The organism is Edaphobacter lichenicola, assembly GCF_014201315.1.
Lineage (GTDB): Bacteria > Acidobacteriota > Terriglobia > Terriglobales > Acidobacteriaceae > Edaphobacter > Edaphobacter lichenicola_B.
The window spans coordinates 198,953-213,312 of sequence record NZ_JACHDY010000002.1 but is presented as its reverse complement, the minus strand read 5'-3'; the positions used below and the strand labels follow the sequence as shown (position 1 = coordinate 213,312).

The window sequence follows — 14,360 nt, the reverse complement described above, 5'->3', positions numbered from 1 at the left end:
TTAGGGGCTTTCGCGCCGGTATTCGCCGCTCTTGCCACCGCTCTTGCGTATCAACCCCACCTCGCGAATTCGAATTCCTTTGTCGAGCGCTTTGGTCATGTCGTAGACCGTCAGCGCTGCGATGGAGGCGGCCACCATGGCCTCCATCTCGACACCTGTTCCGGCTGTTGTTGCTGCTGTGGCTTCGATCGCGACGCCGCCTTCGACGATCTTTGTTTGTATGTCTACGAAGCTCAGCGCGATTTGATGACACATCGGAATCAGGTTGGAGGTTTGCTTTGCCGCTTGAATTCCTGCGAACCGTGCTACCTCCAGCGGATTGCCTTTGGGGTTTTGCGGCAACGCCTTGAGCACTGCGGGGGAGAGCTCGACGAATGCTGCTGCGACTGCCTCGCGTCGCGTCAGCGTTTTCTCGCCGACGTCGACCATGTGCGCTTCGCCCGCTTGATCGTAGTGCGAGAGATGCAGCGGCACGGGGGCCAGGGGAGGGAAGTCCGCATCGTTGCCTAGCGGTTCCGGGTCGTCGTCCATCAGCTGTTCGGAGGTGTAGTCTACGTCGTCCATCTCACAAGCCTACCGCAGGAGAATCGTGATGACATCCCCGGCTGCGAAGTGATCTTTGTCGGGCGGGAGCACGGCGTAGCAGTTTGCCCGGGCGTTAGCGGCGAGGTCGCCCGATCCCTGCCATGCTACGAGTCTTACTTCTGGGCGAATGCGGTCGGAGGTCCATCTGGCGGGGAGAACACGCATCAGGCCGGCCTTTCCAGCGACGTCTTCCGCCAGCGTTGCCTGAAGAAAGCGGGGCTGTTGCACGCCTGCTCCGGCCATGGCACGCAGCATCGGCTCGACGAAGCAATGGAAGGTTACCTGGGTGGAGACTGGGTTGCCGGGCAGTCCGAAGAAAAATTGTGGAGGCAGGTTGCTCTCGGCTGGCAGGCGGCCGAGGACGAGGGGCTTGCCGGGCTGCATCCTGACGCCGGTGAAGAAAAACTCTGCGCCGAGAGCTTGTAGAACCTCCTCCACGAGATCGTATTTGCCCATGGAGACGCCACCGGAGAGAAGCATAAGGTCGCAACGGCGCGCGGCGCGGATGGTTTGTTCCAGCTCGGGTCGCCGGTCCGGTGCAATGGGGAGCTGTATCGGTTCTCCTCCTGCGCGCCGGATCAACTCGGCCAGACCGTAGCTGTTTGAGTTTCTGATCTGCTGGGGGGCGGGCGTTGCGGTCAGGTCTACCAGCTCGTCTCCGGTTGCGACGATCGCTACCTTCGGCTTGCGAAATACTTGTAGCTCTGAGTATCCGCACGAGGCGGCGAGTGCGATTTCTGCGCCCTCGATTGGGGAGCCGGGGGCCAATACGGTTTGGCCGGCACGAGCCTCGCTTCCCTGGGGAACGATGTTCTCTCCGCTTCGAATCGTTCGTCCGGCGAGCAGGCGGATCGAGCCTTGGTCGCGTTCAACGTGCTCGATCATCACGACGGCATCGGCACCTTCAGGAATCGGTGCGCCAGTCATGATTTCAATTGCGGCGTTGGGTTCGAGCGTGCTGCCCTGCCACTGTTCGCCGGCCCTTACCTGGCCTACTACCTTGAGCGGGCGGGGTGTGTCGGACGCCCGCAGGGCGAATCCATCCCGGGTCGATCGGTGGAACGGCGGCTGATCGCGGTCCGCCAGAACGGGTTTGGCTAGGACGCGATTCCCGCAATCAAGGAGCGCAAGTGATTCGCTCGGCGGACGCGGCACAGCCGTTGCGTGTTGCAGCACCATCGCCAGAGCTTGATCGAAACCTAGAACTGCGGCCGCTGGCTGCATCGTCTCTCCTTGCCTATGAGCTTGACTGTAAGCGGGACAAACAAAAAGGCCCCGAGCAGTGTCGCCCGGGGCCTTCTGCTGTTTGAAAGACTACTTCTTTCCAGCCTTGAAGGTCGACTTGATCGGTGCACCGATGCCTTCGAGGATACCCTTCACGTCGGCGGCGTGGGCACCATCTGGAGCCAATTCGAGGTACTGCTGATAGGCTTCGATGCATCCCGGTGGGGCTACGATCTTCTGGGTTTTGGGATCGACTGTAGCCTGCGGAATGAGCGCCTGACCCTTGATGTAATAAGCATCGGCCTTCTTGGGGTCGGCTGCGATAGCCTTGTCGGCGGCAGCGCTTGCTTCAGGGAGTTTGCCTGAGTTGTAGAGGGTTGCGGCTTCGTTGAAGTAGTACATGCCTGCCTTTTCCGGTTGGGCCTTGGCGGCCTGTTCATAGGCGTCGGAGGAAGCTTTGGCGTCGCCCAGTTTGGCCTCGGCCTGTCCCAGCTGGTTGTAAGCCACACCGGCGGTCTCGGGGTTCGGCTTCTTGGAGGCTGCGTTTAGATCGGCAGCCTTTTTATAGGAGGTTGCTGCATCGGTGTACTTCTGCAAGATCGCCGGATCGGTGGGCGAGGTGCCGGCTGATTTGGCTGCTTTTGCGGCGGTTTCTCCGCTGCCAAGCTGTGCGTCGCCCAGGGTAACCCAGAGGATGCCCTCGTCTGGCTTGGTGTCAGTGGCCTGCTTCATGGCGGTAATGGCTGAATCGTAGTTGCCCGCCTTGTTATCCGCGCGCGCCTGAGTGAGCAGCGCATTCAGATTCTGAATCTTCGCGTTGGTGGCACTCACTTCAGAGTTTTTCTTCTTGTATTCTTCGATCTGCTTGCGCTCTTCCGGAGTCATCTTGCTGAGGTACTCCGGGCGGGACATGTCGAAGTTCACCAGCTTGTCTTCCTCTTTGGCGATGGGAACATTTTCGTTGAAGTCGAGGCTCTTGTCGTCCTGGAAGACGAAGACGATGTAGTTCCCGGCTACAATTCCTGAGCCTTTGTAGTCTCCGTTGGCGTCGATCGGAAAGGTGTAGAGATACTTTCGATCTTTGGCCTCAGAGGTTCTATCGGTCGACAGGCGGACCTCACCTTTTGTAAGAGGGAATCCCGCAGGATTGAGAATGTGGCCGTGGATGCTCGAGGTTCCGGCGGGGGGCGCTGCCTGGGCTTTCAAGAGGGCAGGCGTTGCCATCGCCAGGACTACCAGCAGAGCGGCTGCCAGGGTGCTTATCTTCCATCCGATACGTTTCATGCTATTGTCTTCTCCTGGCCCATGGGTGCGGGCGAAAGTCTTCGTTGAAAAACGACTGCTGCTTCCTCAAAATTTTGATGCAAAATGCAACGGTCACGCGACCGCATAGGGTATGGGATCGACCGCTCCGGCCTCGCGAAATGCCCGCAGTCGCAGAACGCAGCTCTCGCACACGCCACAGGCTTCGGTCTCGCCGGAATAGCATGACCAACTTACATGGAACGGTGCACCGAGTTCAACTCCCAACCGGACGATCTGACTCTTGCGCATCTGGATCAGCGGCGTGACGACCTGGATCTGTCCGTCTTTGGTGCCCATCCGGATGAGTTGGTTGAACGCCTCGTAGTACGCCGGGCGGCAGTCGGGGTATCCCGAACTATCCTGCTCGACTGCGCCGATAAAGACTTTTTCTGCGCCTAGAACCTCGGCCCAGCTTACGGCGGCGGAGAGAAAATGCGCGTTGCGGAAGGGAACGTAGGTGACGGGGACTTCGTTTCCGATTGCCGCTTCGTCTGCCGCGATGGGCACGGCGATTGAGGTATCGGTGAGCGCAGATCCTCCGATCCGGCGAAACAGATCGATCTTCAGATGGAGCAGCTCTTTCACTCCTATGATGCGGGCAACCTCCTGGGCGGAGTGCAACTCGCGCGCTTCGGTCCTCTGGCCGTAGCTGAAGTGGACGGCGAAGACGTCGTAGTCCCGGGCAGCGAGTGCGGCGCAGACGGAGGAGTCCATTCCGCCTGACAGGCAGAGTACGGCCCGGGGGCGGCTCGGTTCAGTCGTCATCGCCCGCCTCGAGCTCGTGCTGTTCCGCCGGGGTCAGATCATCTCCTGTCAACTCGCCAACGGATTCGCCGAGAATCTCGCGTGCGGTTTCTTCGTCCTGCTTGTGCACCAGCAGACGCGCTCGAAACGCCAGTGCCAGCAGGCTGTTCGCGTTCTCGCCTTGTAGAAAACACTCGATTCCCGCCGACTCGAGCAGCCCCTTCGCCATCTGGGCGTTCACGGGCTCGAGAAACTTGCCTACGGTCACGAACTTGTCGGGATCTCTGTCTGGATCTAATGCTGCATCGTGCTTTGGATCTGTCGGATCTGTCGGATCTGTCATCAAAAAGCCGTCTTTCTTCTTATTTCGTATCGTACGACTGGAGGTGGAAGGTGATCGTTCCCCAAAACAGTCGAGCCTGAATCTGCACGGGCATGTGGCGCGCGTCGTCGGTGTACCAGACCCAGATGTGTCCGCGATTTTTTACGATGCCCTCATCCGCGGTTGGCTCTACTTTGAGGGTCTGGAAGGTTCCTGCGGGGGTTTTGATCTCTTCTTTGGACTCGACCTTCATCGCCACGGTCACGGTGCGCATCGAGTCTGCCAGGGGAAATCGGATGCTTTGACCGACCGCCATGGGCTGGGATGCGGCGTAGAAGATCGCGGAGAGGGAGTCGGTTACGCAGGCTGGAATCGAGGCTACCTGCTCCTTCGACGTGCCCCTTACGAGGTTCTTTTCGATCTGCTTCTGCTTGCCCTGGGAGTAGTCGAAACTCAACTCGCTGGAGACCTTGCGCCGTCCCTCCTGAAGCTGTTTGGTGAAGCCGGTGGAGCAGCCGGTCTTCGTGTCGAATCCGGCCTGGAACTTATCTATAACGGGGAAGAGCATGGTTACGGCACCGGTTGAGTCGGCGGTGGCCGCAATCTTTTGCACTGTCCCCTGTTGCTCGAGCTGAAAGACCGCGGTGCCGGCCGTAAAGACGCGCCAGTCCACGGTAAAGGTCAGGGTTTGCTTCTCGGGGAAGGTGAAACCGGGCTGCGGAGGCTGCAGCGTTGGAATGACAACAGGAGTCGGCGTCGGCTTGGGCCCTAACCCTAGAAGCTGCGCTCTCGCCGTTAGCGAACCCGTGGAACACAACATCAGTAAGAAAAATGCAAGAAAAGACCGTTCCGGCTTCAGCAAAGGGCAGCACTCTCACGAGTTGAAGTTTGTGGGCTGCCCCAGCCTCAGATATCTCCATTACCCACGGGGATGGAGAAAAAGCCGGACCGCCAGCGCCAGATAGATCGCGCCAGCACCCATTAGAGCATTGTACTCGCGGTGGTGCTGCCACTGCTGCCAGGAGAACCTGCCGCCGCTGGCGTTCTGATTGGCGGGAAACGTCGCCGGGGTCAGTCGCGGCAACAGGCGGGGCACCTTGGCGGAGTAGTCGTCGAAGCCTGCAAAGTGCTCTCGCAGATAGGCTTCCTCGCTCTGGATGGTGGGGATGTAGATGGCGGCGAAGAGCGTGGTCAGCGCAATCAGGATCACCCAGCTGCCTGCCGCTGCTGCGAATCCGAAGGCGATCAGCATCGAGCCCAGGTAGAGAGGATTTCGCGTGTAGGCGTAGGGGCCGGTGAAGGTCAGTTCGGCGTTCTTGCGCACGTACCCCGCCGCGTAGGCTCGGAGCCATACGCCCGGCACTACCAGCAGGAGGCTCAGCAGCATAGTCTTCCCGGTCGGTCTGGCCAGCCACAGAAATACTGCGGCAAAGACGAATCCCAGCGGGACGCGAATCCGCCGTGCGATTTTCTGCCATGTCGTTCGTTCGCTCACAGTCTTACCTTATCCTGTCCATCGCGAAGCAGCTCGAGCGCTGCTTCTACTACCTCTTCCGTCGAGATCTGCATAAGCCCCGTCTCCGTCTCCCTGTGGCGGGAGTGGTCTGTCCGGCTGGACTCGTGGCGCAACACTCGTACCTTTGAACTGTCGGGCATGTAGGGGCCGTTCCGGAAGGGATCGGTGGGGCCGTATAAACCGACTACTGGCCGCTCCAACGTGGCTGCCAGATGCAGTGGTCCGGTGTCTCCGGCTATCACTACACCGGCTCGGCGTTGGAGAGCGATCATCTGCTCGATGGAGCAGGGAACGGCGGTTGCAAAACCTTCACTTGCGTTGACGACGGCATCTGCGAATCGATGGCCTGGAGCTTCGTTGACCAGCGAATGATATCCGGCGTGGCCCAGGGCGGCAGCGACGGCACCGTATCGCTCCGGGGGCCATTGCTTGGCCCCCCAGCCGGCAGTGGGCGCGAGGAACGCAAATCTTTCTCCGGTCAGGGATATTTGAGCCAGAAGTCTGTTGCACCATAGCTCCGCCTTCGGGTCTACCGGAAGCGTCACGGCCGCTGGTCTCAGAGTTTCTCCCACGGCAGCGCTGAGCAACTCACATCCCTGCTCGACTACATGGGTCGCGGTGGTTGGTATTCGTTGGGTATAGAGCCAGCGCGCGGGTGTCTCCCGCGGGTTCTCCGGACCAGCGAATACTGGTGCGGCGGCCATTCGCCCGACGAATGCTGACTTGATGGAACCCTGCATGTCGACACAGAGGTCATACCGGGCCATTCGGAGCTCGCGACGCGTCATCTTGATCTCCGCCAGCGTGGATAGAGCGAAGGGGTCCTTGCTCCAGGCTCTGGTCGGTACAGAGTGCCATCGGTCGACCAATGGTTTCCTGTCGCTGCGTCCGGCTTTTTGGGGGATACGGTTGAAGTCGATTGAGGACTGCAGCAGTCCACTCCAGGCCGGCTCGATCGCCCAGCCGATAACCCATTCGGGGTGCTGTTGCCGTAGTGCAGCGACGGCAGGCATCGCGTGGAGCACATCTCCCATCGCACCAATCCGTACGATCAGGACGCTTCGCGAATAAGCAGACGCATGGGTTGCGACACTGAGCGAGGGAGAGGGCTTGAGTTCGGTGGCCAAGGCATCATTTTCTCATGCGGGTCCGATCCCTAATGATTCTAGTGGCGGCGGCGATCCAGTCTTCCCACCATCGTTACTAACTGCTCCAGCGACTGCTTCTCGTCCAGCAGCTCCACACAGAGACGCGCGACCACAATGGGTCCCACCGTCTCGAGCCTGTCTCGCAGGATAGGTGTCAGCTTCACGGCGTCCTTCTCAGTGGTCACAAATCCATTCGCTTCGACTGCGCGCGCTTGCTGCATCAAATGCGCGATATCGTCCTCGTCGTAAGCATGGTGATCTTCGAACGCCACTGTCTTTACGGCCTCATAACCCTGTGCCGCGAGCATTCGGATAAAGTTTTCGGGTCTTGCAATTCCGCAGAAGGCAAGCGGCATCGTGGGCAGAGCTACCTCGCCGCCCTCGCCCAGGCTGAGCATCCGGCGAATGGTCCAGATCGAAGGCTTGTTCTTCGCCTCGCTCAATCCGTTGACTACGCTTCTAAGAGAGTCTGCCTCCTCCTCGCGGAGAACCACTACGTCCGCCTGCGATATGGTCTCGAGCGGTTCTCTCAGGTTCCCGGCCGGCAGCAGCGTGTCGTCGACATCCTCCTGCGTTAGCAAAACGATGTCTATGTCGCGGGCGAGGCGCCGGTGTTGAAATCCGTCGTCCAGCAGATGAACGACGAGTTTCTCCGAGGGCTCGCCCTGCTCGGCCATCACGCCAGCCTGATAGCGGTCTGCTCCCACATACACCGGCACTCCGGAGCGCTGTGCCAGCAGGACGGGTTCATCGCCATGCCAGCGGGCGTCATCGAACGGTTCGACCCTTGCGACCATCTCCGAGCTGCGTTTGTAGCCTCGTGTAAGGATTCGCACCGCGTAGCCGCGATGGCGCAGAATACCAGCCAACATCAACACAAAAGGCGTTTTGCCTGCGCCGCCCGCTGAGACGCTGCCCACGCTGATCACGGTGCTCTCGAGGTGGCTGCGCTTCAACCAGCCCCATGCAAAAAGTTGCTTCTTCAACGCAAGCGCAGCACCGTAGAGGGGAGCCAGCGGAAGCAGCCATGGCCGTCGCACGCTCATCGCGCGGTCTCCACCTTCTCCTCCAACAGCGAGACGATAGCCTGTGCCGTTTGCGCCGTCGATCCTGACTGAGATTGAAATACCGCTCTGCCGCGCTCCCCAAGTGCCTGCGAGTCGTCTTTCTGACGCAACATTTCGATCAACGTCTCAGTAAGCCTCTCCCTGGCTACGATACGAATCGCGTCTTCCCTTTGCATGGTCTCAACGATCTCACGAAAGTTCTCAAAGGAAGGTCCCATGACGACCGGCACGCCAAACTGTGCGGGCTCCAGCGGGTTATGTCCGCCTCGGGGAACCAGGCTCCCCCCGACGAAGGCTACGGACGCCAGGGCGTAAACCGATGCAAGGTCTCCTATTGTGTCTAGAAAGAGAATTGTTCCGCCGACAATGGGCTCAGCGTTCTGCATGAGTTCGCTGCATCGAACGAACGGGGGTCCATTTTTTCGAATCAACTGTAAGACCTCATCGAAACGATCGGTATGGCGTGGGGCTATGAGTAGCGCTGCATCTGGAACAGCCTGCCGGATCACAGGCCACGCAGCGAGAAGCGTCTCCTCTTCGTCGGCAAGTGTGCTCCCCGCGACGATCAGTGTGGTCCCGGACAGTATCGACGCGATCCGTTTCGTCATCTCGTTGTCGGTTCTTGTCTGCACGTCATACTTAAGATTCCCAGTCACACGAACGCGCGTCTGGGGAGCGCCGATTTTTATCAACCTGTCAGCGGTCTCGGTACTCTGTGCGAGGAAGAAGGAGATCATCTCCAGGAATGGTCGCCAAAGACGCCGCAGTCGCATGTAGCGGGGAAACGAACGATCCGAGATCCGCGCATTTACTACTACGACCGGAGTTCCATCTTTGGTGCACTCGGCGATGAGCCGCGGCCACAGCTCACTCTCCATAAGCACCAGCATCTGTGGTCTCAGCACGCGCAGATACCTCCTTACGGGAGATTTGAGATCCAGTGGCAGATAGAACACGGGCGAATCGGGCAGTCTCTCCTTTGCAAGCCTCTGACCTGTTTCCGTGGTCGTCGAAACCGCCACTAGCGAACCCGGCAGCCTCACGTTCAGTTCGCGTATCAACCGGGTTGCGGCCATTACCTCACCCACGCTTACGGCATGCACCCAAATAACGCTTCGCCCGGCGACCGCCGCTTGCAAGCTCTGCGGTACAAGTCCCAGCCTTCCTCGTAGTCCTGCTCGGTATCGCCCGCTGGTTGCCATCCGCACCAGCCAGTAGGGAGCGCCCACCGCCAGCACGGCTACCAGCAACGCGCTATAGACCACCATCATCACCGTCGCCGAGCCCTCGCTTTACGTTGTATGCCAGCGGAGATGATAATCAACCCTGGCTATGAAGTCCCACCGGTTCCCCACGACTCCGATCCTACTAGTAACTAGTTTCTGCTTTTTTGCAGGCAGTGCTTTGGCCGCCGATAAGAAAGCTCCGCCGGTAAAACCTGCTAACCAGTACGCTGCCTTCGAGACGCACCCCAACGAAAAGGTTACCGTTGCGGCTGATCCTTGCGACAACCCTAAAGACTGTGACTTCTTCCGTCTTCCCTATGTTCAGCACGGTTTTGTCGCTGTCCGCGTCATCTTCACGAATGACAGCGATGCGGCGCTCTCACTCGACGACGCCCGCATCCAGTTCATCTCGGTCAACAACGACAAGATTCCTGCTGCGACCGACGATGATCTTCAACGCAGGCTTTTCTCCACCAAAGGTACGGCCGGCCGGAAGATTCCCCTTCCGCTGCCTTTACCGCCTGTCACCGTTCACGACAAGCCTGTCGATAAGCAGATCACCAAAGACGATAACGACTTCGGCTTCAATGGAACCACGGTCAACCCGCACAGCACCCTGGACGGCTATCTCTTTTACGACGTTCGCCAGCTGCCTGATCAGCCACTGAAGGGCGCTGAGCTCTACGTCAAGATGGTTCACACCGTAGCGGACAAAGACGGCAACAAAAAGCAACTCTTCGACTTCAATATCCCATTCGACAAGTGGCTCGCTGCCCAATCCGGAGCAAAGTCAAACCCATAACTTGAGTACGCCGCAAGCCACAATCGAATAATCTGTTTCAGACCATGGAATCCATCACCCTTCGTACCGCCACCCCAGCCGACGTCCCGCAGATACTGCGGTTCATCCGCGACCTCGCCCTCTACGAGCGCGAACCGGACGCCGTCCTCGCCACCGAAGACGACCTTCTGCGCGACGGCTTCGGAGAGACTAGGCGCTTCGATTGCATCATGGCGGAGTTGACCGACGCAGACGCGGCCACCCCCGCTGGCTTCGCTCTTTACTTCTACAACTATTCCACCTGGCGCGGTCACGCAGGCATCTATCTCGAAGACCTCTACGTCAGCCCCGAGTATCGCGGGAAGGGAATCGGCAAAGCTCTCCTCACTCGCGTCGCCGCAATCGCCGTAGCAGAAGGTTGTCCTCGCTTTGAGTGGAGCGTGCTCGACTGGAACCAGCCCTCCATCGACTTTTACCACTCCCTGGGAGCAGTCATGAAAACCGAGTGGAAGGGCATGCAGGTCTCCGGCAAGCCATTGAAAGCCCTAGCCGCGCTATCTAAGTAGAAACATGGGCTAGACGCCCATGAATTTGCCCATGGTTCCGTAAGTGCGTTGGGGCTTCGTGTCGTCATGGAGTTGCAATCTTGATGATGGTTTTGTGCTCGGAGCAGCCTGCGGTGGTCTTTTGGCGTTTTGAACGCAGTCGCCAACCATCGTCACGATGCGCGCCGCTGCCAGACGCCGGGATGCCGGTTCGGTCTTCGTTCCACCTTGGAATTCGCTAAGCACCTGCGGCTCACGGCCGTCTGCGATCACCTGAAGCGTCCATGTATTGCTTTCATTTGGGGACAGCAGAAAGATGGCCCGCAGACTCCTGACCACAAACTCGACGACTGCAACGCCGTCCTGAACATCAAGGCGCGGTTCAAACTCCAGCTTTTCCTTGCTGGTGAAGTCGAAGGCATCTTCGATGCGGACGCCGAGCTGCTGCATCAGACTCTCTCGCTCACTCTCTCTGCGCCGTTCCTCTTCTTCTGCAACCTTACGGTCTGCATCGGCGACCACTTTGCGGGCCTGCTCAAAAACATCTACCAGCGTCTGGTCCATGGGAGACCTCTTAAGTTGTCATTATGACCGATACCCAACCATCTCCCCACTACACGAACGGGGTATTCCCAGAGAGGGGATTTTTCAGTCGAGACTTCCGCTTATCGGGTCTGCATGGCTAGGTCTCGCGCTCGGGAGCTTGACGCAGCCCGTATAATTAGAGGCAGGGGGCAAGATCAAATCCAAGTTAATTCATCCTGCAATATCGCAGGTAAGTCCTGTGGATGGAAGACTTTGCCAAAAATCCCCCCCCCCGGGCCAATAGCTACGAGCTAAGTCCACGGGTAAGTTGTTTCGTTGGAATACTTTGACAGAAAACAAGGGAGGAGGGGGAGGCATGACGACCAGAAGAATTAAGATCATCGGCGGCGGTCTGGCCGGCCCCGAAGCAGCACTCCAGGCAGCAAAACGTGGCTGCGAGGTCGACCTTTATGAGATGCGCCCGACGCGTTCCACTGAAGCCCATCAGACCTCTGATTTTGCTGAACTCGTCTGCTCCAACTCACTGAAGTCCGAGTCCGAAAATACTGCTCCGTGGCTGCTAAAGCAGGAGATGCGCCGTGCGGGGAGCATCCTGCTCGCTGAAGCGGATGCTACGGCTGTTCCTGCTGGACATGCGCTTGCGGTTGACCGCGTTGAGTTCTCCAAACGCGTTGCCGAACGCATTGCCGCGGAGCCTCGCATTCGTGTTCACCGTGAAGAGGTGACTACGCTCAACGAGGCTGATCCCGACACTCTCACGATTCTTGCGTCAGGTCCGCTGACCAGCGCGGCGCTAGCTGGCGAACTTCAGCGGCTTACTGGGTCTGACCATCTAGCTTTCTATGACTCCATCTCCCCTATCGTCGAGGCCTCGACCATCGATATGTCGAAGGTCTACTTTGCGGCGCGATATGACAAAGGCACTGCCGACTACATCAACTGTCCCTTCACCAAAGAAGAGTATGAGCGGTTCATGGAGGCTCTGACGACTGCAGAGGCGGTGGAATCGAAGGACTGGGAGAAGTTTCCTGTCACCGGGACGGCCGAGAAGCTTCAATACTTTGAAGGGTGTCTCCCCATTGAAGAGACGGCGCGTCGCGGTCGCGATACGCTTCGCTTCGGTCCGATGAAGCCCGTTGGGCTCACCGATCCAAAGACAGGCCGCTGGCCTTATGCGGTCGTTCAGCTGCGCCAGGAGAATCTCCGCGCCGACTCTTACAACCTTGTAGGCTTCCAGAATCATTTGAAGTACGGCGAACAAAACCGTGTTCTCAAACTTATTCCGGGTCTCGAGAACGCTACTTTTCTGCGCTACGGCCAGATCCACCGCAACACCTACATTCACGCCCCGTCGCTGCTTACTGAAAGCCTCCAGCTCAAAGGCCATGCGGGCATTATGATCGCCGGCCAACTCAGCGGCGTTGAAGGTTATACCGAGTCGATCGCGTCTGGGATGCTTGCGGGAATCTATGCTGCGTCGATCGCGAACGGCAACGCGCCTACCATCGCGCCGCGCCTAAGCGCTAACGGCTCGCTCACCCACTACATTACCCACGCCGACACGAAAAAGTTTCAACCGGCCAACATCACCTTCGATCTCCTGCCCCCTCTGGAAGAGGATCTTAGAAAAACAATCCGCGACAAAAAAGAGCGCCACAAACTCCAATGTGACCGTGCTCTAGCGGCTTGGGGGCAATGGCTCGACACCGACTAAGCGACAGCGAGCCATTCCGCAACAAGAACGTCTTCGTCTCTTACCACTCGATCAGGCTGTGTTTTTGCTCATCTGTGTCTTGATCAATCCCACGATCGCCATTACTACCGCGCCCCCCACACCGCCACCAGCCACATTTCCTAGAATCGATGACATATCCATTCCGCCTGAGGCCGCGGCAGATGTAGCTGCGCCGGCTGCCCCGCCCGACAACAACATACTCAGCAGTTGTCCACCGCCGGCACCTCCAACGAGACCGGCAACTGTATTCCCAATGGGGCCCAGGTCGAACTTCTTCAACACTGCGCCGGCAATATTGCCGCCAACTCCTCCGGCGATCAAATCTGTAACGATACCCATTACATTCATGGCATTTTCCTCAGTCTTCTAGATGCGGAGATAATTCCCGGGCCCGGTGGAGCATCTACACATGCGGCTGCTAAGACACATTTGGGAAGTTCTTGGGGAGAATGATATTTACCCACTGATCGGGAAAGAATGCAACATTTATCTGAAGTGGACTCGACAAACAGCCTACGATTGGCAGTTTTTGAAATTGGACCTCCGAGGTATCCTCATCGCATCTACCTATGCGAATACTCTCAGCCACCGAAGCTATCACGCCTGCAATAGAACGCACTAAGTCGATGTTTTTGCCTTTTTCTCTTCGAAGCGTCGTCAAGCTGGGGCTGGTAGCACTGCTTGCGGAGATGAGTGCGCAGTTCATCTTTCCTCCGGTCGGTAACTTCCGCCCGCATTCGAACTCTACCGCTGGCGCGGTCTCGTGGAGTATCAATCAGCACGCTGTAATTGCGTTGGCAGTTATCAGCATCCTATTTCTTCTAATAAGCCTTTGTCTGCTCTATTTCGGGTCTCGAATGCAGTTTGTTCTTATGGACCTCGTTGCTTATCGCACCACGGTGGTCGGCCCGTCGTGGCGTCGGCGTGGTACCAGAACCTGGCATTGGATCGGCCTCAAAATTGGTACCTTCCTGTTGGCATTTCTGGTTATCGGCGCGGTCGCAGGTTGGCCGCTATTCCACTTGATCCGGTCGATGCCGGCCAAAACAGGCCAGCCACCAGACGCCGCCTTCTTCGAGACCTTTCTTCTCTTGTTCGCGATGATCGCAGGCATGGTCCTAGTGCTGATGCTCTGCCTTTGGTTCCTGCGGGATATGGTCCTGCCATTTTTGGTCTTCGAGGACGCGACTACGCGAGAAGGCGTCACCAGCGCTGTCGAGCTGATCCGACGTGAGCCGGGCAGCGTTCTGCTCTACTTCCTGATGAAGTTTGTGTTAACTCTGGTCGCAGGTATTGCTGCTGAGCTGTGCCTTGTCGCTGCGGTATTTATCGCAGGCATCCCTGTCGGCCTTATCGGCGGAGGCCTATGGCTCCTTCTCCGCCATGCCGGACCCTTCGGTACAGTCTTTCTCTACATAAGTCTCGGCCTGCTCGGCTTGACCTTCTTCGCGTGTCTTATGCTCGCGTTCGTTTGGATCGTAGGGGCGATACTGGTCTTCTATCAAGCCTATGCGCTCTATTTCGTCGGTGGACGTGTCTCTGCGCTTGGAGATCTGCTGGAGCCGCCGCCTCCGTTCCCTGAAGCGGCTTCTCAGCAGTTCAGTCCAATTTGACTC

General features: G+C 58.3%; 16 protein-coding genes. 4 read left to right on the top strand and 12 right to left on the bottom strand.

From position 1 onward, the window contains the following. The 10 genes from moaC to HDF09_RS07235 form a co-directional block, all read right to left on the bottom strand. Nucleotides 1-564 carry a cyclic pyranopterin monophosphate synthase MoaC gene (gene moaC, locus HDF09_RS07280; protein ID WP_260181007.1) on the bottom strand — a complete coding sequence of 188 codons (564 nt, stop codon included), beginning with the start codon at nt 562-564 and terminating at the stop codon, nt 1-3. A gap of 9 nt (nt 565-573) precedes the next feature. Then, nucleotides 574-1,809: a molybdopterin molybdotransferase MoeA gene (locus HDF09_RS07275; RefSeq protein ID WP_183764015.1), complete on the bottom strand. Its 1,236-nt coding sequence runs from the start codon at nt 1,807-1,809 to the stop codon at nt 574-576. 90 nt (nt 1,810-1,899) lie between these two features. Then, nucleotides 1,900-3,093 (bottom strand): tetratricopeptide repeat protein, encoded by a 1,194-nt coding sequence (locus tag HDF09_RS07270; RefSeq protein ID WP_183764012.1) that lies wholly within the window; start codon nt 3,091-3,093, stop codon nt 1,900-1,902. A gap of 93 nt (nt 3,094-3,186) precedes the next feature. Continuing rightward, nucleotides 3,187-3,879: a 7-cyano-7-deazaguanine synthase QueC gene (gene queC, locus HDF09_RS07265; RefSeq protein WP_183764009.1), complete on the bottom strand. Its 693-nt coding sequence runs from the start codon at nt 3,877-3,879 to the stop codon at nt 3,187-3,189. Further along, nucleotides 3,869-4,201 (bottom strand): putative signal transducing protein, encoded by a 333-nt coding sequence (locus tag HDF09_RS07260; protein ID WP_183764006.1) that lies wholly within the window; start codon nt 4,199-4,201, stop codon nt 3,869-3,871. The genes queC and HDF09_RS07260 overlap by 11 nt, the downstream gene beginning before the upstream one ends. Before the next feature lie 19 nt (nt 4,202-4,220). Beyond that, a complete protein-coding gene (locus HDF09_RS07255; RefSeq protein WP_183764002.1) occupies nt 4,221-5,000 on the bottom strand; it encodes a DUF3108 domain-containing protein in 780 nt (259 codons plus the stop codon). A 99-nt stretch (nt 5,001-5,099) separates the two neighbouring features. Next, nucleotides 5,100-5,675: a methyltransferase family protein gene (locus HDF09_RS07250; protein WP_183763999.1), complete on the bottom strand. Its 576-nt coding sequence runs from the start codon at nt 5,673-5,675 to the stop codon at nt 5,100-5,102. After that, the gene (locus tag HDF09_RS07245; RefSeq protein WP_260181006.1) at nt 5,672-6,823 is read right to left on the bottom strand and encodes a glycosyltransferase family 9 protein; all 1,152 of its coding nucleotides are present in this window, start codon (nt 6,821-6,823) and stop codon (nt 5,672-5,674) included. The genes HDF09_RS07250 and HDF09_RS07245 overlap by 4 nt, the downstream gene beginning before the upstream one ends. A 38-nt stretch (nt 6,824-6,861) precedes the next feature. Then, nucleotides 6,862-7,890, bottom strand: a complete 1,029-nt coding sequence (lpxK, locus tag HDF09_RS07240) for a tetraacyldisaccharide 4'-kinase (protein ID WP_183763996.1) — start codon at nt 7,888-7,890, stop codon at nt 6,862-6,864. Beyond that, nucleotides 7,887-9,179, bottom strand: coding sequence for a 3-deoxy-D-manno-octulosonic acid transferase (locus HDF09_RS07235; RefSeq protein WP_183766087.1), 1,293 nt, complete (start codon nt 9,177-9,179; stop codon nt 7,887-7,889). The genes lpxK and HDF09_RS07235 overlap by 4 nt, the downstream gene beginning before the upstream one ends. A 136-nt stretch (nt 9,180-9,315) precedes the next feature. Here HDF09_RS07235 and HDF09_RS07230 point away from each other — a divergent pair, with 136 nt between their 5' ends. Both HDF09_RS07230 and HDF09_RS07225 read left to right on the top strand, forming a co-directional pair. Further along, the gene (locus HDF09_RS07230) at nt 9,316-9,939 is read left to right on the top strand and encodes a hypothetical protein (protein ID WP_260181005.1); all 624 of its coding nucleotides are present in this window, start codon (nt 9,316-9,318) and stop codon (nt 9,937-9,939) included. Between the two features lie 44 nt (nt 9,940-9,983). Next, a complete protein-coding gene (locus tag HDF09_RS07225; RefSeq protein WP_183763990.1) occupies nt 9,984-10,484 on the top strand; it encodes a GNAT family N-acetyltransferase in 501 nt (166 codons plus the stop codon). A 9-nt stretch (nt 10,485-10,493) separates the two neighbouring features. On the opposite strand, the gene HDF09_RS07220 is transcribed toward HDF09_RS07225, so the two are convergent. Beyond that, nucleotides 10,494-11,027, bottom strand: coding sequence for a hypothetical protein (locus HDF09_RS07220; protein WP_183763987.1), 534 nt, complete (start codon nt 11,025-11,027; stop codon nt 10,494-10,496). A gap of 337 nt (nt 11,028-11,364) precedes the next feature. On the opposite strand from HDF09_RS07220, the gene trmFO reads away from it, so the two are divergent. After that, nucleotides 11,365-12,723: a methylenetetrahydrofolate--tRNA-(uracil(54)-C(5))-methyltransferase (FADH(2)-oxidizing) TrmFO gene (gene trmFO / locus HDF09_RS07215; RefSeq protein ID WP_183763984.1), complete on the top strand. Its 1,359-nt coding sequence runs from the start codon at nt 11,365-11,367 to the stop codon at nt 12,721-12,723. A gap of 51 nt (nt 12,724-12,774) precedes the next feature. On the opposite strand, the gene HDF09_RS07210 is transcribed toward trmFO, so the two are convergent. Next, nucleotides 12,775-13,092 carry a hypothetical protein gene (locus HDF09_RS07210; RefSeq protein ID WP_183763981.1) on the bottom strand — a complete coding sequence of 106 codons (318 nt, stop codon included), beginning with the start codon at nt 13,090-13,092 and terminating at the stop codon, nt 12,775-12,777. Nucleotides 13,093-13,313: 221 nt separating this feature from the next. Here HDF09_RS07210 and HDF09_RS07205 point away from each other — a divergent pair, with 221 nt between their 5' ends. Further along, on the top strand, nt 13,314-14,357 hold the full coding sequence (locus tag HDF09_RS07205) for a DUF7544 domain-containing protein (RefSeq protein WP_433977743.1): 1,044 nt from the start codon (nt 13,314-13,316) through the stop codon (nt 14,355-14,357). Nucleotides 14,358-14,360 lie beyond the last annotated feature (3 nt).

Excerpts from the sequence above, each read along its gene's own strand:
- queC (WP_183764009.1), bottom strand. The coding sequence starts at position 3,879 with ATGACGACTGAACCGAGCCGCCCCCGGGCCGTACTCTGCCTGTCAGGC.
- HDF09_RS07270 (WP_183764012.1), bottom strand. The coding sequence starts at position 3,093 with ATGAAACGTATCGGATGGAAGATAAGCACCCTGGCAGCCGCTCTGCTG.
- moaC (WP_260181007.1), bottom strand. The coding sequence starts at position 564 with ATGGACGACGTAGACTACACCTCCGAACAGCTGATGGACGACGACCCG.
- HDF09_RS07260 (WP_183764006.1), bottom strand. The coding sequence starts at position 4,201 with ATGACAGATCCGACAGATCCGACAGATCCAAAGCACGATGCAGCATTA.
- HDF09_RS07225 (WP_183763990.1), top strand. The coding sequence starts at position 9,984 with ATGGAATCCATCACCCTTCGTACCGCCACCCCAGCCGACGTCCCGCAG.
- HDF09_RS07210 (WP_183763981.1), bottom strand. The coding sequence starts at position 13,092 with ATGAATGTAATGGGTATCGTTACAGATTTGATCGCCGGAGGAGTTGGC.
- HDF09_RS07255 (WP_183764002.1), bottom strand. The coding sequence starts at position 5,000 with ATGTTGTGTTCCACGGGTTCGCTAACGGCGAGAGCGCAGCTTCTAGGG.
- trmFO (WP_183763984.1), top strand. The coding sequence starts at position 11,365 with ATGACGACCAGAAGAATTAAGATCATCGGCGGCGGTCTGGCCGGCCCC.
- HDF09_RS07220 (WP_183763987.1), bottom strand. The coding sequence starts at position 11,027 with ATGGACCAGACGCTGGTAGATGTTTTTGAGCAGGCCCGCAAAGTGGTC.
- HDF09_RS07275 (WP_183764015.1), bottom strand. The coding sequence starts at position 1,809 with ATGCAGCCAGCGGCCGCAGTTCTAGGTTTCGATCAAGCTCTGGCGATG.
- lpxK (WP_183763996.1), bottom strand. The coding sequence starts at position 7,890 with ATGAGCGTGCGACGGCCATGGCTGCTTCCGCTGGCTCCCCTCTACGGT.
- HDF09_RS07235 (WP_183766087.1), bottom strand. The coding sequence starts at position 9,179 with ATGGTGGTCTATAGCGCGTTGCTGGTAGCCGTGCTGGCGGTGGGCGCT.
- HDF09_RS07205 (WP_433977743.1), top strand. The coding sequence starts at position 13,314 with ATGCGAATACTCTCAGCCACCGAAGCTATCACGCCTGCAATAGAACGC.